The sequence below is a fragment of the uncultured Stenotrophomonas sp. genome, from assembly GCF_963519125.1.
Lineage (GTDB): Bacteria > Pseudomonadota > Gammaproteobacteria > Xanthomonadales > Xanthomonadaceae > Stenotrophomonas.
In genome coordinates, this window is record NZ_CAUQLJ010000020.1 from 18,233 (window position 1) to 39,469 (window position 21,237).

Consider the following 21,237-nt stretch of genomic DNA (forward strand, 5'->3'; position numbering starts at 1 on the left):
GCCGGGGTCTTTCACCCGGCATCCGTCATCATTTCGCAAACTTGGCCATCAGCCCGGCGCGGTCCAGGCTTTCCGCTTCACTGGCGGTGCGCGCACGGTATTCAAACGTGCCGGCAGCCAGGCCGCGCTCGGAGACCACCACCCGGTGCGGCACGCCGATCAGCTCGATGTCGGCGAACATGTTGCCCGGGCGCAGGCCACGGTCGTCCAGCGCGGCATCCAGGCCGGCGGCCTGCAGCTCCGCAAGCAGTTCGGCGGCGGCACCGGAAACGCTTTCGTCCTGCTTCGGATTGATCACGCACACCACCACCTGCCACGGCGCCATCGCGTCCGGCCAGATAATGCCGGCGTCGTCGTGGTTCTGCTCGATCGCCGCAGCCACGATGCGCGAAATGCCGATGCCATAGCAGCCCATCGCCATCACCTGTGCCTTGCCGTTCTCATCCAGCACGGTGGCATTGAGGGCCTGCGCATACTGGCGGCCCAGCTGGAACACGTGACCCACTTCGATGCCACGCGCCACGCGCAGTTCGCCACCGTCGGCGGCGCGGTCGCCTTCCTTCGCGTTGCGGATATCGGCCACTTCCGGCTCGGGCAGGTCGCGGCCCCAGTTGACGCCGGCAATGTGGAAACCGACTTCATTGGCGCCCACGACGAAATCGGCCATGGCCGCCACATCGCGGTCGGCCACGATGCGGATCGGCTGGGCCGGGTTGAGCGGGCCGAGGAAACCGGGTTCGCTGCCCAGGTGCGCGGCGATTTCCGCTTCGCCGGCCATGCGGTAGCCCTGCAGGCCTTCCACCTTGCCCAGCTTGATTTCGTTGACGTCATGGTCGCCACGCACCAGCGCCAGCACGAAGCCGGCCTCGGTCATGATCGCCACCGACTTCACGGTGCGCGCCAGCTCGATGCCGAGCAGGGCGGCAACCGCCTCGCAGGTCTTCTGGGTGGGGGTCTCGACCTTGCGCAGGTCTTCGCTGGCGGCGGCGCGCGGGGCGGGGGCCGCGGCAACGGCCGCTTCCATGTTGGCTGCGTAATCCGAACCGGTCGAGAACACCAGCGCGTCTTCGCCGGAGTCGGCGATCACGTGGAATTCCTGCGAGGCGTCGCCGCCGATCGCGCCGGAGTCGGCCTGCACCATGCGGAAGTCCAGGCCCAGGCGGGTGAACACGCGGGCGTAGGCGGCCTTCATGTTCTCGTACTCGCGCACCAGGCAGGCGTCGTCCAGGTGGAAGGAGTAGGCGTCCTTCATCAGGAACTCGCGCGCGCGCATCACGCCGAAGCGCGGGCGGATCTCGTCGCGGAACTTGGTCTGGATCTGGAAGAAGTTGACCGGCAGCTGCTTGTAACTGGACAGCTCCTGGCGCGCGAAATCGGCCGCGGCCTCTTCAGCGGTGGGGCTGTAGCAGAACACCTGCTCCTTGCGGTCCTTGATCTTGAGCAGCTGCGGTCCGAACTTTTCCCAGCGACCAGTGGCTTCCCAAAGTTCCTTGGGCTGGATGGTCGGCACCTGGAATTCCACGGCGCCGGCACGTTCCATTTCCTCGCGCACGATGCGCTCGACCTTGCGCAGCACGCGCAGGCCCAGCGGCGACCAGGTGTACAGCCCCGAGGCCAGCTTGCGGATCATGCCCGCACGCAGCATCAGCCGGTGGCTGGTGAGCTCAGCGTCGCTGGGGGTTTCCTTGGTGGTACGCAGGTGGAACTGGGAGAGGCGCATCGTCGGCTTCGCTGAACGGCGGAAACCGATATTCTGACACGACCCTCCCGAATCTGGCCTGTCAGGCCGCCGGCTTGCAGTAGGCCTTGATCGCCGCCTCAGCCAGGCCCTTCTGGGCGGTGCGCTGGTCGGCGTCCAGCGCCTTGTCGGGCTTGCCGTCGCCGTCGGTGTCCTGCATGACCTCGCCCTTGCCGTTGAGCAGGGTCAGGTTGTTGCGGGCGTTGGTGCAGTCGGTCGATTCGGCCGGGGCGGCTGCCTTGGCGGTGACCGGGCCGGCGGCCGGGTCGCGGTTCTGGATCTGGCGCTGCTCGGCCTTCTGGCCGGTGGGCGGCTTCTCGGAATACTGGGTGACGCCATTGGCGTCTTTCCACTTGTAGACGTTTCCAGCGCTGGCCGTAGCGCTGACGAGCAGCAGGCAGCACATGAGGGGCAGGGCACGCATGGCAACTCCGGGCAGCAAGGGGGTCAGGTGCGCGATTGCAGCATTCCCGCCCGGCGCTGGCAAGCCTCCCCCCAAACCGGGCCGCAGCCACTAAACTGGCCGCATGGATCAGATGAAACCCCCGCCGCGCTCGCGCAGCATTTACCTGTTGCCCAACCTGTTCACTACCGCCGGCCTGTTCGCGGGGTTCTACGCGATCATTGCCGCCGCCAATGGCGATTTCGTCAATGCCGCCATCGCGGTGTTCGTGGCCGCGGTCATGGACGGTCTGGACGGCCGCGTGGCCCGGCTCACCGGCACCAGCAGCGAGTTCGGCGTGCAGTACGACTCGCTGGCCGACCTGGTCAGCTTCGGCATGGCCCCGGCGCTGGTGATGTACCACTGGTCGCTGTCGTGGCTGAAGTTCGACGACCCGATCATGGGCCGGGTCGGCTGGGCGGTTGCATTCCTGTATGCAGCCTGCGCTGCCCTGCGCCTGGCCCGCTTCAACACCCAGGTCAGCGTGGTCGACAAGCGCTGGTTCATCGGCCTGGCCAGCCCGGCCGCCGCAGGGCTGATGATGTCGTTCGTGTGGGCCTTCGCCGACGGCGCGCTGGGCTGGGACGGCAACGAACTGCGTTACGTGGCGCTGGGCGTGACCCTGGTGGCTGCGCTGCTGATGGTCAGCCGGATCCGCTTCTGGAGCTTCAAGGGCGGCGGTGAGAAGGGGCCGCGCGCAGACCGCGTGCCGTTCCTGGCACTGGCGCTGGTGCCGATCGCCATTGCGATCATGGTCATCGACCTGCCGCGCGTGCTGTTCGCGGTGGGTGTGGTCTACGCGCTGTCCGGCCCGGTCAGCTGGATCTGGCAGCGCACCCGCAAACCGGTCGAGCCCAAGGCGTGAGCACGCCGGCCGCTCCGCCACTGTGGACCCCCGCCCAGCAGTCCTGGCTGCAGGCGATGGGGTATACGGTGTTCGTGGACGGCAGCGTGGAAGCGGCGCCGGAACCGGTGGTCGAACTGGGCACGATCCCGGTCGAGCCGGGCCCTGCCCGGCGTGCTGCCGACGCCCGGGGGCCGGACGCCGCCTCAGCCGGGCAGAGCCCGGCGCTACGACCGTCCGGTACCGCTGCGCCACCGCGTCGCAACGCTCCGGCGGCCGAAGATGCGGTCGCTCCAACGTCAACGCCCACCCGCACCGGTACCCGGCGCCCGGCCGTGCGCATGCCGCCGCCGCTGCAGATCGCGCTGCTGCGCGCGTCCGGCTGCAACCCGAACGATCCTGAAACCCAGGCACTCATGGCCAGCTGGAACCTGGACGAACTGCGCGGCAACGCCGCCGCCAAGCGCGCGCTGTGGCCGCAGTTGAGGGCACTGCGTAAGCGGGGCAGGGCGTGAGCGCGGTCAGCTCGCCGCGCCCGCCGGCGCTGCGCGCGCTGCGCGAAGCTGACCTCGACGCGGTCATGGAAATCGAACTGCGCGGGTATCCGTTCCCGTGGACGCGTGGCATCTTCGTCGACTGCCTGCGCGCCGGGTACCCGGCGTTGGCGATGGAAGATGCCGGCGTGCTGGTCGGATACGGCGTGCTCAGCATCGCCGCCGACGAGGCGCATGTGCTCAATGTCTGCATCGATCCGTACAGCCAGACCCGTGGGCTGGGGCGGATGCTGTTCCGCGCGCTGGTGAAGCTGGCGCGCGACCACGGCGCGCAGCGCGTGTTCCTGGAAGTGCGCCCTTCGAATACGCCTGCGGTGGCGCTGTACCACAGCGAAGGATTCAATGAGATCGGGCGTCGGCCGCGGTATTACCCGGCCAAGGACGGGCGCGAAGATGCGTTGGTGATGGCGATGGAGCTGGTGGACGACGACATCACGGTGATGCCGCCGTTGTAGAGCCACGCCCTGCGTGGCTGCTTCCCGAAGGTGGCGACCGCAGCCGCCACCCCGATTCCTGCTTACAGCTTCGCGCGCTGCGCGACCAGGCCTTCCAGCTGCGTGGTCCATTCGACCAGGCGCACGCGCTCCTGCTCGACCACGGCTGCCGGTACCTTGTCGGTGAACTTGGAGAGCTTCATCGCGCTCTTCTCCTTCTCCGACTCCACCCGGCCGATTTCCTTGTCCAGGCGGGCGCGTTCGGCACCCAGGTCGACCAGGCCTTCCAGCGGCACCAGCAGCTTCAGTTCGCCGACGATGGCGGCAGCGGCCGGCGGGGTGTCCGCATCCGACGCCAGCCATTCGATGCGCTCCAGCTTGAGCAGGAACGACAGCGGCGCGGTGAAGCGCGCAACGCGGTTGCGGTCGTCTTCGCTTCCACCCTGCAGCAGCAGCGAGACCTGCTTGGCCGGCGGCAGGTTCAGTTCACTGCGCACGCGGCGCAGCGCGTTGACCATCGACTTCAGCCATTCCACGTCCGCTTCGGCACGTGCGTAATCACCGGCGAACTCTGCAGCAGTGGGATAGGCGCGCAGCGAAATGGTGTCCTCGTCCAGGCCCAGGCGCGGGGCCACCTGGCGCCACAGCTGCTCGGTCACGAACGGGGTCAGCGGATGCAGCAGGCGCAGCAGCGCTTCCAGCACGTACAGCAGGGTGTGGCGGGTGCTGGCCGCGTCTTCGGCGTTGTCGCCGTTGAGGGCCGGCTTGGTCAGCTCCAGGAACCAGTCGCAGAACTCGTTCCAGGCGAACTCATACAGCGCCTGCGCCAGCAGGTCGAAGCGGTAGGTGGCGTAATGCCCCTGCGCTTCGGCCGAGACCACCGCCAGCCGCGCCAGGATCCAGCGCTCGGCATCGGTACGCGGCTGCGGCACGCCGCTGAACTGCGCACCTTCGGTGTTCATCAGGGTAAAGCGGCTGGCGTTCCACAGCTTGTTGCAGAAGTTCTTGTAGCCCTCGGCGCGGCTCATGTCGAACTTGATGTCGCGGCCATGTGTGGCCAGCGCGGCGATGGTGAAGCGCAGCGCGTCGGCACCGTGGGCGATGATGCCGTCCGGGAAATCCTTGCGGGTCTGCTTCTCGATCTTCGGCGCGTCCTTGGGCTTCATCAGTCCGGTGGTGCGCTTGGCGACCAGGTCGTCGATGGAAATGCCGTCGATGATGTCCAGCGGGTCGAGCACATTGCCCTTGGACTTGGACATCTTCTGGCCCTGCGCATCGCGGATCAGGCCAGTGATGTAGACGTCCTTGAACGGAATCTTCCCGGTGAAGCTGTCGGTGGCCATGATCATGCGCGCCACCCAGAAGAAGATGATGTCGAAGCCGGTGATCAGCACCGACGACGGCAGGTAGCGGTCGAAGCCGCGCTCGGCCATCGCCTGCTCGTTCGGCCAGCCCAGGGTGGAGAAGGGCCACAGCTGCGAGGAGAACCAGGTCTCCAGCACGTCGCTTTCCTGGTTCAGCACCACATCGCTGCCGAGGTTGTTCTTCGCGCGCACTTCGTCTTCGCTGCGACCGACGTAGCAGTTGCCGGTGGCGGCGTCGAACCACGCCGGAATGCGGTGGCCCCACCACAGCTGGCGGCTGATGCACCAGTCCTGGATGTTGTTCATCCAGTGGCGGTAGGTGTTGATCCAGTTCGGTGGCACGAAGGCGATGGTTCCGTCTTCGACCAGTTCCAGGCCGCGCTTGGCCAGGTCGTCCATCTTCACGAACCACTGGTCGGTCAGGTACGGCTCGATCACCTGGCCGGTACGGTCGCCGCGCGGCACCTGCAGCTTGTGCGCCTTGGTCTCGACCAGGATGCCCAGGTCTTCCAGCTCGGCCAGCACGGCCTTGCGTGCTGCGTAGCGGTCCAGGCCCTGGAAGCGTTCTGGCGCATTCTCGTTCAGCGCTGCCACCGGGGTGAACAGGTTGATCATCGGCAGGCTGTGGCGCACGCCCACTTCGTAGTCGTTGAAGTCATGCGCCGGGGTGACCTTGACCACGCCGGTGCCGAACGCACGGTCCACGTAGTCGTCGGCGATCACCGGCACGCGGCGGCCGGTCAGCGGCAGCACCACGTTCTTGCCGATCAGGTGCGCATAGCGCCCATCTTCCGGGTGCACCATCACCGCGGTATCGCCCAGCAGGGTTTCCGGGCGGGTGGTGGCGACGACCAGGTAATCGCGGGTTTCGCGCAGGGTTTCCACGCCGTCGGCATCGCGCTCGACGTGTTCGTAGCTCAGGCCTTCATCCAGGGTGTAGGCGATCGACCACAGGAAGCCGTCCTCCTCGGCGCTCTCCACTTCCAGGTCGGAAATGGCGGTCTTCAGCACCGGGTCCCAGTTGACCAGGCGCTGGCCGCGGTAGATCAGGCCCTGTTCGTACCAGCGCACGAAGGCTTCGTTGACCGCCGCCGACGGCTGCGGGTCCATGGTGAAGGTGCTGCGCGACCAGTCGGCGGAGGTGCCGAGGCGGCGCATCTGGCGCTCGATGGTGTCGCCGGACTGCTGCTTCCACTCCCAGACCTTGCCGATGAAGCCCTCGCGGCCCAGCGAATCGCGGGTCTCGCCCTTGCCTTCCAGCGCCAGGTTGCGGCTGACCACCATTTCGGTGGCGATGCCGGCATGGTCGGTACCGACCTGCCACAGCGTGTCGTAGCCGCGCATGCGGTGGTAGCGCACCAGCGCGTCCATCAGGGTCTGCTGGAACGCGTGGCCCATGTGCAGGGTGCCGGTTACGTTCGGCGGCGGCAGCAGGATGGTGTACGGCTCGCCCGTGCCGGACGGCTTGAAGTGGCCGGCCTTCTCCCAGGCCTCGTAGAGGTCGGTCTCGAAGGACTTCGGGTCGTAGCTGGAGGCGAGTTGGGTCATGCGGGGGAACCAGGAGGTAATCGTTGAAGGATCAGGGCGCGGCGGCGGCCCATCAAGGGGGCCGGGGCGCGCTTACATGTCGTGCTTGTTCAGGTCGTAACCGGCGGCCTTGTACTGGCGCCAGCGTTCGCGCAGCGGTTCGCGCGCTTCCGGGTCGGCCGGAACCACTTCCAGCACGCGCTCGCACTCGCCCAGCCAGGGTTCATCACGCAGGTTGATCACCAGCGGACGCGCCGGTGCCCCGGTGCCGGGTACGGCGATCAGCACCAGCGCTTCTTCCTCGTCCATGTCCTCGCCGGCGATCTGGTGCGGGATGTAAGCGTCGTTGTCGAACGCCCACAGCAGTTCGTCCAGCTCCTCGGCCTGGGCCTGGTCGCGGGCCAGCACCAGGGTCTGCAACCCGGCGTCGTTGGCCTTGCGGGCCAACTCGCAGACCAGGCGCAGCGGTTCGGTCAGGAACCGCGGCTTGGCGATCAGGTAGAAATCAGCCCGCGACATGTGCGCGGTCGACCTGGTCCAGCAGCCACTGGGTCAGCAGGCCGACCGGGCGGCCGGTGGCCATGCCCCGCTTGCCTTCGTCGCTGGCCACGCCGGCGATGTCCAGGTGCGCCCAGCGCTGGCCTTCGGTGAAGCGCGACAGGAAGCAGCCGGCGGTGATCGCACCGGCCCAGCGGCCGCCGATGTTGTAGACGTCGGCGAAGCTGGAATCCAGCATCGGCTGGTACTCGTCCCAAAGCGGCAGGCGCCAGGCGCGGTCGAACACGTGCTCGCCGGCGGCCAGCAGTTCGTTGGCCAGGTCGTCGTGCTTGGTCATCAGGCCGGCGGTCTGGTGGCCCAGTGCGACCAGGCAGGCGCCGGTCAGGGTGGCCACGTCGACCAGCGCGGCCGGCTCGAAGCGCTGCGCGTAGGTGAGCGCGTCGCACAGGATCAGGCGGCCTTCGGCGTCGGTGTTGCCCACTTCAATGGTCTTGCCCGACATCGAGGTGATCACGTCGGACGGGCGGTAGGCGTTGCCGTCGATGGCGTTTTCCACGGCCGGCACCACCACCACCAGGTTCAGCGGCAGCTTGGCGGTGACCGCGGCGACGAAGGTGCCGATGACGTTGGCGCCACCGCACATGTCGTACTTCATTTCCTCGATGCCGCCCTGGGTCTTCAGGTTCACGCCACCGGTGTCGAAGGTGATGCCCTTGCCGACCAGCACGTACGGCTTGGCGCTGCCGCCGTTGTTCCACTTCAGCACCACCATGCGCGGGCGGTTGGCCGAGCCACGGGCCACGGCCAGCAGCGAGCCCATGCCGAGGGCTTCCATGGCGGTCTCGTCCAGGATCTCGGCTTCGGCGCCGGGATGGGCCTGGGCGAAGGCGACCGAGGACTCGGCCAGGTAGGCCGGGGTGCACAGGTTCGGCGGCAGGTTGCCCAGCTCGCGGGCGTGCTGCACGCCGGCGGCGATGGCCTGGCCCTGCAGCAGGGCCTCGGCGTCGGTGCCGGCGATGGCCAGCGTGGCCAGGCCCGGGGCCTCCGGCTTCTTCGTGCCCAGGGTGGCGGTGTAGCGGTAGCTGGCGTGGTCGGCGGCGATCACGGCCTGGCGGATGTTCCAGGCGGCGTCGCGGCCCTTGATCTCCAGCTCGGCCAGGGTGAACAGCGCGTGGCGGCTGACCCCGCTCTTCAGCGCCCGGCTCGCGTCGCCGACCGCCTTGAGGTACTGCGGCACGCCGAACTTGGCCCGGTCGCCCAGCCCGACCACCAGCACGCGCGGGGCAGACACGCCGTCCACGTCATGCAGCAGGGTGGTAGCGCCGGTCTTGCCGCTGACATCGCCACGGGCGACCAGGGCGGCCAGGCGGCCACCGGAAGCGGCGTCCAGGGCCTGTGCTGCCGGGCTCAGGGTCTGGTCGGCGTAGGCGCCGACGATGACGCAGTCGACCTCGGCCGATGCCGGGGCTGCGTGATTCAGGGTAAATTCGAGGGCCATTGATCAGATTCCGTTGGCAAATCCGTACAATCGCGAGCTGTTTACGTCCCGTCAGTAGACTGGGCAGCCACGCGAACGAATCCGAGAGTTTAAACCACCGCCCCATGTCGAAGCTCGATCGCTATCTCCTGCGTGATTTCGCCCAGAGTTTCCTGGCCACCCTGATCGTCCTGCTGGTCGTGAGCGTGGGTGGCGTGCTGGTGGACATCCTCGGCAACATCGCCGACGGCCGCCTCCCGGCCAAGCTGCTGTTCTCCCAGCTGGGCCTGCAGTTCATCGTCTACATGCCGCTGATCCTGCCGCTGGCCCTGATGCTCGGCCTGCTGCTGGCCGTTGCGCGGCTGTACCGGGACTCGGAAATGGCGGTGCTGACCGCCATCGGGGTGGGGCCCAAGCGGCTGCTGCGGCCGGTCCTGATGCTGGTGCTGCCGGTGGTCGGGCTGGTCGGCCTGTGCTCGCTGTGGCTGGGGCCCTGGGCCGACCGCACCAGCGAGGAGATGATCGAAAGCGCCAACAAGAGCCTGGTCATGGCCGGGCTGGAGTCTGGCAAGTTCACCATGCTGCCCAACGGCGGGGTGGTCTACCTGTCCTCGGTGAGCCCCGACGGCAGCGGCCTGGGCCGGATCTTCCTGCAGCGCTCGCGCGGGGACCGGATCGAGGTGGCCTCTGCGGCCAGCGGCAAGATGTTCTTCGAAGGCGACCGCCAGCGCTACCTGCAGCTGGATGACGGCCACCAGATCGAGGGCCCGGCGAACGGCGGGCTGGACTACCGCCTGATGCGCTTTGCCCGCAACGATGTGGCGCTGCCTGACGGTGCCATCACGCGCGACGAGAACGACCCGGAGCTGCTGCCGACCACACGGCTGTTCGGCGACGAGCGCCCGGAGGCGCAGGCGCAGCTGCATTCGCGCATCACCCCGCCGCTGATCGCGCTGGCATTCGCGCTCATGACCGTGCCGCTGGCGCGCAGTTCGCCGCGCCAGCAGCGCTATGGCCGCATGATGCTGGCCTTCCTCGCCTACATGGTTGGCATGAATCTGATGTTCATTGGTACCCGCTGGATCGCCGACGGCAAGTTGTCGGGCACGGTCGGTCTGTGGTGGTTGAGCTTGCCGCTGCTGGCGCTGGCGATCTGGATGTACCTGCGTGACGGCAAGCTGTCGCGCCCGCGGAGGACCGCATGAAGCTTCTCCCGATGCGGTTCGACCTGTACCTGGGCCGGGCGGTGTTCAGCACTGTCCTGATCACCTGGGCCGTGCTGGTCGGCCTGGACGTGGTGATGGCGTTCTCCGGCGAGTTCAAGGACGTGGGCAAGGGCGGTTACACGCTCGGCCATGCGGCGGCCGGGGTGCTCTACACCGTGCCACGCCGGGCCTATACGTTCTTCCCCACCGCAGCGGTGATCGGCGCGCTGATGGGCCTGGGCCAGATGGCCGCCACGTCCGAGCTGACCGCGCTGCGTGCGCTGGGCCTGTCGCGCAAGCGGCTCAGTGCCTCGGTGGCGATCGCCCTGTCGTTGATGACCGCCGTGATGGTGGTGAACGGCGAAACCCTGGCGCCGTGGGCGCAGGAGCGCTCCGACAACATCAAGGCCAGCGCGAAGTCCGGACAGAGCCTGGCGTCCTCGCGTTATTCCGGCGTGTGGGTACGCGAAGGCGATACGTTCCTCAGCGCGGGCAGCGGCGACGAGCAGCTGCTGCCGGGCGCGGGCACGCGGTTGGTGCTCAATGACGTGCGGCTGTACAAGATCGCCGAAAACGGCAGCATTGCATCGCTGACCCATGCCGACTCGGTGGTGCATGACACCAACGGCTGGACCCTGAACAAGGTACGTCGCGATACCTTTGCCGAACGATCGGCCACGCGCACCACCGCCGAGTCGGAAAAGTGGGATTCGCAGCTGGACGCCGGCGCGCTGGCAACCGGTTTCTCCAAGCCGCGCAACCTGGCTGCGCGCGACCTGCGCACCAGCATCGAGTACCGCAAGCGCAATGGGCTGGATGCGCGCGATTACGAAGACATCTACTGGAGCCGCTGGTTCTACCCGCTCAACGTGCTCGCGCTGTGCCTGGCCGCGGTGCCGTTCGCGTTCGGCTCGCTGCGCAGCGGCGGCATGGGCAAGCGGTTGTTCCTGGGCATCCTGTTCGCCCTGGGCTTCTGGCTGCTGCAGCTGTTCTTCGGGCGCATGGCTGGCGCGTTGAAGTTCGATTACCGCATCGCCTACGCGCTGCCACCGATCGTGATGCTGGTGGTGTCGGGGATGTTGTTCCGGCGCAAGTCGGGGTAGCGCCGGCCGTTGGCCGGCCCACGCATCCCTTCACCGTTTCGGATTACGTCGCAACTGCGTACCGCTTGCACGGTCGTGCCAGGTCAGGCGTTCGCGGTCGACCAACGCCCACCAGAATCCCAATCCGCCCAGCGCGATCGACACGGTGCCCACCGCGTAGCGGATCCAGAGCTGCCTGGCGGTAGGCACGCTGCCATCGGCGCCCACCACCTGCAGCCGCCACGGGCGCATCCCCAACGTCTGCCCGCCGCGCCGCCAGCTCATCGTGGCGTACAGCCCGGTAACCAACCAGCAGCACGCCCACAGTGCCCACTGCAAGGCACTGAACGGCGCGATGTTGTCCCGCGTCGCATGGCCCACCGCATAGCCGGCGGTGAACAGCGCCCCCGCCAGCATCCACAGCGCCAGCGCCGGGAAGAAGTCATACACCAACGCCAGTAGCCGCCAGTGCAGCAGCGCGCTGGGGCGGGGCGTGTCGGCGGCGGCAACGGTCGGCGTGCTCATGCGCCGAGCATACCTGCGTATCCTGTGCGCATGTCCACTCCCTCCACGCCCGCCGCGCGCCGCCAGCTGGTGCAGCACCTGCCCGAACTACGCCCCGACGACGCGGCATCGATCCGCCACTTCCTCGATGCGATCTGGGCCGAGCAGGGCCTGGCCCGGGCCAGCCTGGACAGCTACCGGCGCGACCTGGAGGGGCTGGCACGCTGGCGGGACGGCAAGGGCGGTGGCCTGGCCGGCATCGACCGCGCCGGCCTGTTCGACTACCTGGCCTGGCGCGCGAAACACGGCTGGTCGCCGCGCAGCAATGCGCGCCTGCTGTCGGCGCTGCGCGCGTACTACGGCGACGCCCTGCGGCGCGGCCTGAGCAGCGACGATCCCAGCGCGCTGCTCGACCCGCCGCGGCTGCCGCGGCTGCTGCCCAAGGCGTTGGCCGAGAGCCAGATCGATGCCTTGCTGGCTGCGCCTGACGTGGACCAACCGCTCGGCCTTCGCGACCGCGCCATGCTTGAACTGATGTACGCCGCCGGCCTGCGCGTGAGCGAGCTGGTGGACCTGCCGGCCAACGCGGTCAACCTGCGCCAGGGCGTGCTGCGGGTCACCGGCAAGGGCAGCAAGGAACGGCTGGTGCCGCTGGGCGAGGAATCCCAGCACTGGCTGGAACGCTACCTGCGCGAAGCGCGCCCGCAGCTGACTGGTATCCGCACGGTGCCCGCCGCCCGCGACGGCAGCGTGCCGCTGTTCCTGGAGCTGTCACTGCATCCGCCGAGCCGCCAGCAGTTCTGGGCGCTGGTGAAGAAGTACGCGGTGCTGGCGGGGATCGACCCGGTGCGGATCAGCCCGCACGGCCTGCGCCACAGTTTCGCCACCCACCTGCTCAACCGTGGCGCCGACCTGCGCGCGCTGCAGATGCTGCTTGGCCACAGCTCGCTGTCCACCACCCAGATCTACACCCTGGTCGCGCGCGAGCACCTGCAGAAGCTGCACGCGAAGCACCACCCGCGCGGGTAGCGCCACCTCAGGCGTTGGATTCACCCGGCCGCCAGTCGCGCGCAAGGCTGATCGCGCGGGGCTGCCCTACGCGCGGCGGCTTCGGCGGGGCGTCGCCGGTGGGCAGTGGTCGTGCGAGAAACGCCGCAAATCGGTCAGGGTTGTCGGGGTCGACCAACCTGTCCGTCGCTACACGACCGCTCGGGCCGTCGCTGTTGGTCAGCATTTCCCGCCGCAGGTAGCGCACCACGCTCCATTCCGCGCTCATGCCGACCCCGACCGGCGCACGCGCCTGCAGCGTGTCGAACACCTCCGCCACCACCTCGGACGGGCTCCGGGTGGGATCCGCCTCGGCCATGAGGTCGGCGGCGGCCAGTACTTCCGCGCGCAGGTCCTTGAGTGAATTCAATTGACCGTTCCACACGGCATCGGACAGGGCAGCCAGTGCGCGGTTCTGGAACTGTTCGGTGGACGTGACCGAGGTCCTGGAGCTCGCCGAGGTGCGCGATGCCAGCGATTCCAGCGATCCCGAGAGGCTGCGCGGTCCGGGCACCAGCGAAGGGTTGCTGATGCGGGTCAGCATGTCGTGCATGGACCGGCTGTGTGCCATCGTAGATGCGTTTCTGTACAGCGCCTGGCGCAGGTCTGTCAGGTAGCGGCTGCGCGCGACCAGCTGCGGTTCCGACACCTGGTCCCGCTGCCACGCCCGGGTCAAACGTGCCTCCCGATTCTGGATCGCCATCAGGGCGGTGCTCAGGCGATTGCCATCGTGGGGGGCACGGACACTCAGCTCCACCTTGGCCGACGTGCTGCCAAGCTGTGCCTTGAACCAGAGCAGGGAGGAAGGAATGCGCATGCGGCCGGGAATCGATTCGGGGGAAGGCATCATCGCCGCCCGGGGCGGCAGCGACTTTCAGAATTCCCTCGGCCTCACAGGCTTCGCCGGGGCGGCTGTGCGAGAATCCGCCCACTCTCTCCCGTGGATGTACAGATGCGTCGAGTCCTTACCGTGGCCCTGTTCGGTGCGCTCAGCCTGACCGCCTGCGCCCAGCCGGCCGCCCCCGGTGCCACGCCGGCCGCCAAGCCGGGCAGCAGCGCTGCCGCCCCGGCCGCCAAAGACAATCCCAATGCCGACCAGACCGTGCGCAGCGCGCTGGCCGGGCTGGACCCGAAATTCAAGCCGGACTATATCGGCGCCGCGCCGTTCCCGGGCTTCCGCGAAGTGCTGGTCGGCGGCCAGGTGCTGTACGTCTCCGACGACGGCCGCTACCTGATGCAGTCCCAGCCCTACGACATCCAGAACCGCGCCCCGGCCAGCAGCGCTGGCCTGCTGGCCTACCGCAAGGCGCTGCTGGACAAGGTGCCGCGCGGCGAGCGGATCGTGTTCGCTGCGCCCAATCCCAAGCACACCCTGACGGTGTTCACCGACATCGAATGCGGCTACTGCCGCAAGATGCACCAGGACATTCCGGAACTGAACAAGCTGGGCATCACCGTGGAATACCTGGCCTTCCCGCGCATGGGCCCGGCCAGCCAGGACTTCACCGACATGGTCTCGGTCTGGTGTTCGACCGACCGTCGCCAGGCGCTCACCCATGCCAAGCAGGGCCAGCCGGTCGCCCCCAAGAAGTGCACCAGCCCGGTGGCGATGCAGTACGACCTCGGCCAGCAGGTCGGCGTGAGCGGCACACCGGCGGTGTTCGCGGCCGACGGCACCCAGCTGGGCGGCTACGTGCCGCCGGCGCAGCTGATCAAGGCGCTGGAGCGCCAGGCGAACTGAGCCTGGGGCGACCCGGCGCCTGATTCACGGGGCGCCCCATCCGTTGTGCAGCCAACTGACGTTGGACGTTGCCCGGTCGGAGACGACCGCGGCAACGCGATTGGAAACGGCCTCGGGGACGCAGCTGCGTAGCGGCGTTGTCGTCAGGTCTGGCGTGGTTGTCCTGCTGCCGTTGCGCCAGGTCGGCTCCCATCGGCGGGCGGCCTGCCAGTTCCTGATCGTCTTGATGGAGATGGGCTTGAGCAGCGTCCGGATCTCTACTTTTTCCCGGGCGCGCGCGTTGCCGAATACAGCGGCCACGCGAAGAAGTACCGTTGGGGTTCGCAAGCAGGGTTACCACACTGTTGAGCAGGGTGGCCCATTATTCGTCGGCGACGGCTGCAGCCGGCTTCCATGAATCGATCAACGATTTCGGTGTATCGCGCCCGGAGCCATTGCGGCCCCGGGCGCGTCCTGCGTGTTATTTCAAGCCATTGCTGATCGTGTTCACCAGCGTGCCCTGGGTGTCATCGCCGCTGAACTCCCAGAAGAACGCGCCGCCGAGGCCCTGGGTTTTCACGTAGCCCATCTTCTCGGTGACCATCGCCGGGGTGTCGAAGCTCCAGAACGTGGTGCCGTTGTAGCTCCAGGTGGCGCGTGCATTGGCGTCGGTGAAGATCGGATGGTTGAGGTTCTTCAACACCTTCCAGTCTTCAATGCCCGCTTCGTACGTACCCGGCGCCGCGCTGCCGCTCTGGTACAGCCCGTTGTTGACGTTCGGCACGTTGGTCCAGCCACGACCGTAGAACCCGATGCCCAGGTTGAGCTTGCTGGCCGGCACGCCGCGCGCGATGAACGCTTCCATCGCATCGTTGCTGTTGTACAGCTTGGTATCGCCGGTGGACGGGTCCGCTGGCGAATCGAACAGCGCCGAATGGTGGCCGGTGATCGGGTCGAACGCGCCGTGGAAGTCGTACGTCATCACGTTGATGTAATCGAGATAGCCGTGATACGCCGCCGGGTCGGTCACGCGGATCTTGTCGATGCCCGCACCTACCGCCACGGTCAGCAACAGGCCCGGGCGTACTGCATCGAGCTGGCGGCGGAACTCGGCCATCAGCGCGGTGAAGTTGGCGTTGTCGGCCGCGGTGCCGCAACTCAGCCCGCACGCCACCGGGTATTCCCAATCGATGTCGATGCCGTCGAACACGCCGGCCGCCGCACCCACGCCACCGGCACCGTCGGTGACCGGCAGGTTGCCCTTGATGTAGGCGTCGATGCACGAAGCGACGAAGGCCTGCCGGTTGGCCGGCTGCGCCGCGCTGGAGAAGCCGCGCGACCAGGTCCAGCCACCGAGCGAGATCAGCACCTTCACGTTCGGATGCTTGGCCTTGAGCTGCTTGAGCTGGTTCCAGTTGCCGCGCAGCGGCTGGTCCCAGGTGTCGGCGCTGCCGCTGACGCTTTCACCGGCCTGGAAGGCCTTGGTGTAGTCGGCGAACGCGTCGCCGCCGGCACCGGTGTTCGGGTCCGAAGGCTGGGTGACGCCCACTTCGCAGCGGTTGTTGCGTACGTTGCCGAACGCGTAGTTGATGTGGGTCAGCTTGCTGGCCGAGCCGCTGGTGTCGATGTTCTTGACCCGGTAGTTGCGGCCGTAGATGCCCCACTGGGTGAAGTAGCCGATCACCCGCTTGTTGCCGCCGCCGCCACCGCCTGCTGCGGTGGTGACGCTGATCGACGCGCTCTGCGCCGAGGCGTTGCCGGCGTTGTCGCGCGCACGCACCCGGTAGGTGTAGGCCGTACTCGCGGTCAGCCCGCCGTCGGTGTACTGGGTGGCGCTGGGCGAACCGACCAGGGCGCCGTTGCGGTACACGTCATAGCCGGCCACGCCGCTGCCGCCGCTGTTGTCGGTGGCCGCGGTCCACGCCAGGTTGACCGTGGTGGCGGTCTTCGACGGTGAGGACAGCCCGCCCGGCACGCTGGGTGCCGTGGTGTCGTTGCTGGCCGCGTTGACGGTCACGCTCACCGTGGATGAAGACGTCACCGCATTGTTGTTGTCCGTGGCCACTGCCTTGAAGGTGTGGGTGCCGGCCGACGCGTTCGCCCAGGTAACGCTGTAGGGCGCGCTGGTGTCGATGCCCAGCGAGGTGCCGCCGCGGAAGAACTCGACCTTGCTCACGCTGCCATCGGCGTCGCTGGCATTGGCGCTCACGGTGATGCTGCTGCCGGCGCTGAAGCTGGCGCCGTTGGCCGGGGATGTCAGGCTGACGCTGGGCGGCTGGTTGCTGCCGCCGCTGTCGCAGGCGCCCAGGTTGGTGTAGTACGGCGCGCCGGCGGGATGGTCGGGCGGGGCGTTCCAGATGTCCTGGTTGGCCCGATACAGCACGCCGCCCTTCTGCAGGGTGCTGCCGGCCAGGTAGATCGCATTGCCGTTCCACTCGGGCACCCCGGTACAGCTCGCGGCAAGCGCGACGCCCGGGGCGAGGGTGGCCGAGGCCAGCGCAAGCGCCAGCAGCCAGCGGGGGGATAACGATGTCACCGTACTGCGCGCAATCGGGTCAGCCATGGTCGTACTCCGATCAAGGGTGGCGCTGGGCGGCGGGGTGCCGCCCAGCGGTGCAGCAGGTCCGGGGCCGGTGAGAGGGGCCGGCAACAGCAGTGGGGGCGGACAGGGCCCCGCCGGGCGTCGGGCTGGGCGGGTCGTGGCAACGTTGTCATGGATCGCCCGGCCATTCCGTGCGCCAGCGCAAGGTTCGGGCGGCTGGTCGGCCGCCCCGGCCGACCGGGCGGCGGTCGGGCAGGGACCACCGGGGGGCGCTGGACCGGTACAATAGTGGGCCCCGTCTCCAACCACGGTTCCCCGGACATGATGGTCCTCGAGGGCGCATCCGCCCTTTCGCCGTTCCGCCGCGAACGGCTTGAAACCCGCCTGCAGTCCCTTGCCGCCGACGTTCGCATCACCGGTGCCTGGCACTTCTACTTCATCCAGACCGAAAGCGAGGCCACGCCGGACCCGGCGATCCTGAGCCGGATCCTGGAAGCCCAGCCCACGCTGGCGCCGCAGGACGCCGGAGCCGTCACCCGCTTCGTGGTGCCGCGCCTGGGCACGCTGTCGCCGTGGTCGAGCAAGGCCACCGAGCTGGTCCGCGGTGCCGGGCAGCCGGTGAGCCGGGTCGAGCGCGGCCTGCGCATCGACGTGCAGGGCTGGCCGGCTGATGCAGCCGCCCAGCAGGCGCTGGTCAAGGCGCTGCACGACCCGATGACGCAGTCGGTGCTGGAGACCGTGCAGCAGGGCCAGGCGCTGTTCTCGGCGCCGGCCCGCGGCGAACTGGAACGCGTGCCGGTGGACCAGCTGGAGGCCGCCAACCAGCGCCTCGGCCTGGCCATGGCCCAGGACGAGATCGACTACCTGCGCGAACGCTTCACCGCGCTGGGCCGCGCGCCGTCCGACGTCGAACTGATGATGTTCGCGCAGGCCAATTCCGAGCACTGCCGGCACAAGATCTTCAACGCCAGCTGGACCATCGACGGTCAGGAGCAGGACCGCTCGCTGTTCCGGATGATCAAGAACACCCACCAGCAGACCCCGCAGCACACGCTCAGCGCGTACAGCGACAATGCGGCGGTGATTGAAGGCCATCCGGCCTCGCGTTACCGCCCGGACCCGGCCAGTGGCGAATACCGCCGCGAAGCACAGGTGCCCAGCGCGTTCCAGATCAAGGTGGAAACGCACAACCACCCGACCGCGATCGCGCCGTTCCCGGGCGCATCGACCGGCAACGGTGGCGAGATCCGCGACGAAGGCGCAACCGGCCGCGGCGGCAAGCCGAAGGCCGGCCTGTCCGGTTTCTCGGTGTCGCACCTGCGCATCCCGGAGCTGCCGCAGCCGTGGGAAGCGCCGCGCGCGCTGAACCCGCGCATGGCACCGGCGCTGGAAATCATGACCGATGGCCCGCTCGGCGGTGCTGCGTTCAACAACGAATTCGGCCGCCCGAACCTGCTTGGCTACTTCCGCAGCTTCGAGCTGCCGGAAGGCGCCGATCTGGTGCGTGCCTACGACAAGCCGATCATGCTGGCCGGTGGCCTCGGCGCGATCGATCGCGTGCAGGTCGACAAGATCCAGCTGCAGGCCGGTGATGCGGTCATCGTGCTGGGTGGCCCGGCGATGCTGATCGGCCTGGGCGGCGGTGCCGCCAGCTCGGTGGCCTCCGGCGAAAGCGCCGAAGACCTGGACTTCGCCAGCGTGCAGCGCGACAACCCGGAAATGGAGCGCCGCTGCCAGGAGGTCATCGACCGCTGCGTGGCGATGGGCGCCAACAACCCGATCAAGTTCTTCCATGACGTCGGTGCCGGTGGCCTGTCCAATGCCATCCCCGAACTGCTGCACGACTCCAAGGTCGGCGGCGTGATCGACCTGGGCAAGGTGCCCACCGATGATCCGTCGCTGTCGCCGATGCAGCTGTGGTGCAACGAGTCGCAGGAACGCTATGTGCTGGGCGTGGCCCAGGAGCGCCTGGCCGAGTTCGCCGCGCTGTGCGCCCGCGAGCGCTGCCCGTTCGCCGCGGTGGGCGTGGCCACGGCCGAAGAGCACCTGGTGGTGGCCTATGGCGCCGTGCCCGGCCATACCCCGGCCGACGCGCCGATCGACCTGCCGATGGACGTGCTGTTCGGCAAGCCGCCGAAGATGCACCGCGATACCGCACACCCGCCGGCACCGCGCTGGCCGGCGCTGAAAACCAACGGTCTGGACCTGCACGAGGCCGGTCTGCGCGTGCTCGCGCATCCGTCGGTGGCTTCCAAGAACTTCCTGGTTACCATCGGCGACCGCAGCGTCGGCGGCCTGACTGCGCGCGAACAGATGATCGGCCCGTGGCAGCTGCCGCTGGCCAACGTCGCGATCACCCTGTCCGGGTTCGACACCCTGGCCGGTGAAGCCATGGCGATCGGTGAGCGCACCCCGCTGGCCCTGCTGGACGCGGCCGCGTCGGCGCGCATGGCGGTCGGCGAAGCCATCACCAACCTATGCGCGGCCCCGGTCGATTCGCTGGAAAACGTCAAGCTGTCGGCCAACTGGATGGCTGCCGCTGGCCACAACGGCGAAGATGCGCTGTTGTACGACGCGGTGCGCGCGGTGGGCATGGAACTGTGCCCGCAGCTGGACCTGAGCATTCCGGTCGGCAAGGATTCGTTGTCGATGCAGGCGCAGTGGCACGACGCCGGTCAGGCGCACAAGTCGGTCTCGCCGGTGTCGCTGGTGATCTCCGCGTTTGCGCCGGTGGCCGACGCCAGCACCCAGCTGACCCCGCTGCTGGACCGCGACACCGACAGCGAGTTGTGGCTGATCGGCCTGGGCGCGGGCAAACAGCGCCTGGGCGGTTCGATCCTGGCCCAGGTGCATGCCGACCACAGCGCGCTGCCGGCCTTCGCCGGTGCAGTGCCGGACCTGGACGACCCGCAGCGCCTGCGTGGCTTCTTCGAACTGATCCGCGACGCGCGCCAGGCGGGCCTTCTGCTGGCGTACCACGACCGCAGCGACGGTGGCGCGTTCGCCGCTCTGTGCGAAATGGCCTTCGCTTCGCGCCAGGGCCTGGACATCACCCTGGACGCCTGGGGCGATGACCCGTTCCGCAGCCTGTTCAACGAAGAACTGGGCGCCGTGGTGCAGATCGCACGCGAAGACCGCGCCGCGTTCGCCGACCTGGTCGAGCGCCATGCGCTGACCGAGTGCGCACAGCGCATCGCCCGCCCGACCACCGCACCGGTGGTACGGGTGTCGCTGCAGGGCGAAAGCCTGGTCGAGTGGCGCTGGGAAGCGCTGTTCGACGCGTGGTGGTCGGTCACCCATGCCATGCAGAAGCTGCGCGACAACCCGGACAACGCCGACCAGGAGCGCGCCATCGCGCGCAGCTTCACTGCGCCGGGCCTGAAGCCGAAGCTCACCTTCGACCTCAGTGAAGACGTGGCGATGCCGTTCATCAACACCGGCGCGCGTCCGCGCGTGGCGGTGCTGCGCGAGCAGGGCGTCAACGGCCAGATCGAAATGGCCAACATCTTCGAACGTGCCGGCTTCGATAGTTTCGACGTGCACATGAGCGACCTGATCGAAGGCCGCGTGCAGCTCTCCGACTTCACCGGCCTGGCCGCCTGCGGTGGCTTCAGCTACGGCGACGTGCTCGGTGCCGGCCGCGGTTGGGCGACCTCGGTGCTGGAGCGCAGCGCGCTGCGCGATGCCTTCGCTGCGTTCTTCGCACGCGACGACAGCTTCGCGCTGGGCGTGTGCAACGGCTGCCAGATGATGAGCCAGCTCAAGGACATCATTCCCGGTGCCGAACACTGGCCGCAGTTCCGCCGCAACCGCAGCGAGCAGTTCGAAGCGCGCACCGCGTTGCTGGAAGTGGTGGAGTCGCCGTCGATCCTGCTGCGTGGCATGGCCGGTTCGCGCCTGCCGGTGGCGGTGGCGCACGGCGAGGGCCAGGCGGTGTTCGCCAGCCCGGTGGACCAGGCCGCAGCACGCGTTTCGCTGCGCTACGTGGACGGTGATGGCAACGTTGCCAGCCAGTACCCGCTCAACCCGAACGGTTCGCCCGACGGCATCACCGGCCTGACCACCAGCGACGGTCGCGTCACCATCATGATGCCGCACCCGGAGCGCACGCCGCGTGCGGTGAACCTGAGTTGGCGGCCGGCGGACTGGAACGGCGACTCGCCGTGGCTGCGCATGTTCCGCAACGCAAGAGTATGGTGCGGCTGATCTCATGTGATGACGTGGTGAGCACCATGTGAAAAAACCGCCGACGCTGTCGG

Annotated in this window: 17 protein-coding genes; 8 read left to right on the forward strand and 9 right to left on the reverse strand. The window is 68.2% G+C overall.

What is annotated here, in order from left to right; genetic code table 11:
• Positions 1 to 28: 28 nt before the first annotated feature.
• Both RYM47_RS15705 and RYM47_RS15710 read right to left on the reverse strand, forming a co-directional pair.
• Positions 29 to 1,720 carry a proline--tRNA ligase gene (locus RYM47_RS15705; RefSeq protein ID WP_315389017.1) on the reverse strand — a complete coding sequence of 564 codons (1,692 nt, stop codon included), beginning with the start codon at positions 1,718 to 1,720 and terminating at the stop codon, positions 29 to 31.
• A 61-nt stretch (positions 1,721 to 1,781) separates the two neighbouring features.
• On the reverse strand, positions 1,782 to 2,162 hold the full coding sequence (locus RYM47_RS15710) for a DUF4124 domain-containing protein (RefSeq protein ID WP_315389019.1): 381 nt from the start codon (positions 2,160 to 2,162) through the stop codon (positions 1,782 to 1,784).
• A 103-nt stretch (positions 2,163 to 2,265) separates the two neighbouring features.
• Here RYM47_RS15710 and pssA point away from each other — a divergent pair, with 103 nt between their 5' ends.
• Genes pssA through rimI form a run of 3 tightly spaced genes read left to right on the forward strand, consistent with a single transcriptional unit; the run spans position 2,266 to position 4,033 of the window.
• Positions 2,266 to 3,045: a CDP-diacylglycerol--serine O-phosphatidyltransferase gene (gene pssA / locus RYM47_RS15715; RefSeq protein ID WP_315389021.1), complete on the forward strand. Its 780-nt coding sequence runs from the start codon at positions 2,266 to 2,268 to the stop codon at positions 3,043 to 3,045.
• Positions 3,042 to 3,539, forward strand: a complete 498-nt coding sequence (locus tag RYM47_RS15720; protein WP_315389023.1) for a hypothetical protein — start codon at positions 3,042 to 3,044, stop codon at positions 3,537 to 3,539. Before pssA ends, RYM47_RS15720 begins: the two co-directional genes overlap by 4 nt.
• Entirely contained in the window at positions 3,536 to 4,033 is a 498-nt protein-coding gene (gene rimI / locus RYM47_RS15725; protein WP_315389024.1) for a ribosomal protein S18-alanine N-acetyltransferase, read from the forward strand. Before RYM47_RS15720 ends, rimI begins: the two co-directional genes overlap by 4 nt.
• A gap of 62 nt (positions 4,034 to 4,095) precedes the next feature.
• Here the strand turns inward: rimI and RYM47_RS15730 are convergent, their stop codons facing one another.
• The 3 genes from RYM47_RS15730 to RYM47_RS15740 all read right to left on the reverse strand — a co-directional run bounded on the left by RYM47_RS15730 (position 4,096) and on the right by RYM47_RS15740 (position 8,899).
• A complete protein-coding gene (locus RYM47_RS15730; RefSeq protein ID WP_315389026.1) occupies positions 4,096 to 6,924 on the reverse strand; it encodes a valine--tRNA ligase in 2,829 nt (942 codons plus the stop codon).
• Between the two features lie 72 nt (positions 6,925 to 6,996).
• A complete protein-coding gene (locus tag RYM47_RS15735) occupies positions 6,997 to 7,422 on the reverse strand; it encodes a DNA polymerase III subunit chi (RefSeq protein WP_315389029.1) in 426 nt (141 codons plus the stop codon).
• Positions 7,409 to 8,899, reverse strand: coding sequence for a leucyl aminopeptidase (locus RYM47_RS15740; RefSeq protein WP_315389030.1), 1,491 nt, complete (start codon positions 8,897 to 8,899; stop codon positions 7,409 to 7,411). The genes RYM47_RS15735 and RYM47_RS15740 overlap by 14 nt, the downstream gene beginning before the upstream one ends.
• A 104-nt stretch (positions 8,900 to 9,003) precedes the next feature.
• Between RYM47_RS15740 and lptF the strand changes: the two genes are divergently transcribed.
• Complete coding sequence (gene lptF / locus RYM47_RS15745) at positions 9,004 to 10,083, forward strand: LPS export ABC transporter permease LptF (RefSeq protein ID WP_315389031.1); 1,080 nt, start codon at positions 9,004 to 9,006, stop codon at positions 10,081 to 10,083.
• A complete protein-coding gene (gene lptG, locus RYM47_RS15750; protein WP_315389033.1) occupies positions 10,080 to 11,186 on the forward strand; it encodes an LPS export ABC transporter permease LptG in 1,107 nt (368 codons plus the stop codon). Before lptF ends, lptG begins: the two co-directional genes overlap by 4 nt.
• A 30-nt stretch (positions 11,187 to 11,216) precedes the next feature.
• Here lptG and RYM47_RS15755 read toward each other — a convergent pair whose 3' ends face one another.
• The gene (locus RYM47_RS15755) at positions 11,217 to 11,690 is read right to left on the reverse strand and encodes an RDD family protein (protein WP_315389035.1); all 474 of its coding nucleotides are present in this window, start codon (positions 11,688 to 11,690) and stop codon (positions 11,217 to 11,219) included.
• A gap of 30 nt (positions 11,691 to 11,720) precedes the next feature.
• Here RYM47_RS15755 and xerD point away from each other — a divergent pair, with 30 nt between their 5' ends.
• Positions 11,721 to 12,698 (forward strand): site-specific tyrosine recombinase XerD, encoded by a 978-nt coding sequence (xerD, locus tag RYM47_RS15760; protein ID WP_315389037.1) that lies wholly within the window; start codon positions 11,721 to 11,723, stop codon positions 12,696 to 12,698.
• Positions 12,699 to 12,705: 7 nt separating this feature from the next.
• On the opposite strand, the gene RYM47_RS15765 is transcribed toward xerD, so the two are convergent.
• Positions 12,706 to 13,533 (reverse strand): hypothetical protein, encoded by an 828-nt coding sequence (locus tag RYM47_RS15765; protein ID WP_315389039.1) that lies wholly within the window; start codon positions 13,531 to 13,533, stop codon positions 12,706 to 12,708.
• Positions 13,534 to 13,668: 135 nt separating this feature from the next.
• Between RYM47_RS15765 and RYM47_RS15770 the strand changes: the two genes are divergently transcribed.
• Positions 13,669 to 14,457: a thioredoxin fold domain-containing protein gene (locus tag RYM47_RS15770; protein ID WP_315389041.1), complete on the forward strand. Its 789-nt coding sequence runs from the start codon at positions 13,669 to 13,671 to the stop codon at positions 14,455 to 14,457.
• 24 nt (positions 14,458 to 14,481) lie between these two features.
• On the opposite strand, the gene RYM47_RS15775 is transcribed toward RYM47_RS15770, so the two are convergent.
• Together RYM47_RS15775 and RYM47_RS15780 are read right to left on the reverse strand one after the other, a co-directional pair.
• Positions 14,482 to 14,757: a hypothetical protein gene (locus tag RYM47_RS15775; RefSeq protein WP_315389043.1), complete on the reverse strand. Its 276-nt coding sequence runs from the start codon at positions 14,755 to 14,757 to the stop codon at positions 14,482 to 14,484.
• 160 nt (positions 14,758 to 14,917) lie between these two features.
• Positions 14,918 to 16,999, reverse strand: coding sequence for a glycosyl hydrolase family 18 protein (locus tag RYM47_RS15780; protein WP_315389045.1), 2,082 nt, complete (start codon positions 16,997 to 16,999; stop codon positions 14,918 to 14,920).
• Between the two features lie 300 nt (positions 17,000 to 17,299).
• Here RYM47_RS15780 and purL point away from each other — a divergent pair, with 300 nt between their 5' ends.
• On the forward strand, positions 17,300 to 21,184 hold the full coding sequence (gene purL, locus RYM47_RS15785) for a phosphoribosylformylglycinamidine synthase (RefSeq protein ID WP_315389046.1): 3,885 nt from the start codon (positions 17,300 to 17,302) through the stop codon (positions 21,182 to 21,184).
• Positions 21,185 to 21,237 lie beyond the last annotated feature (53 nt).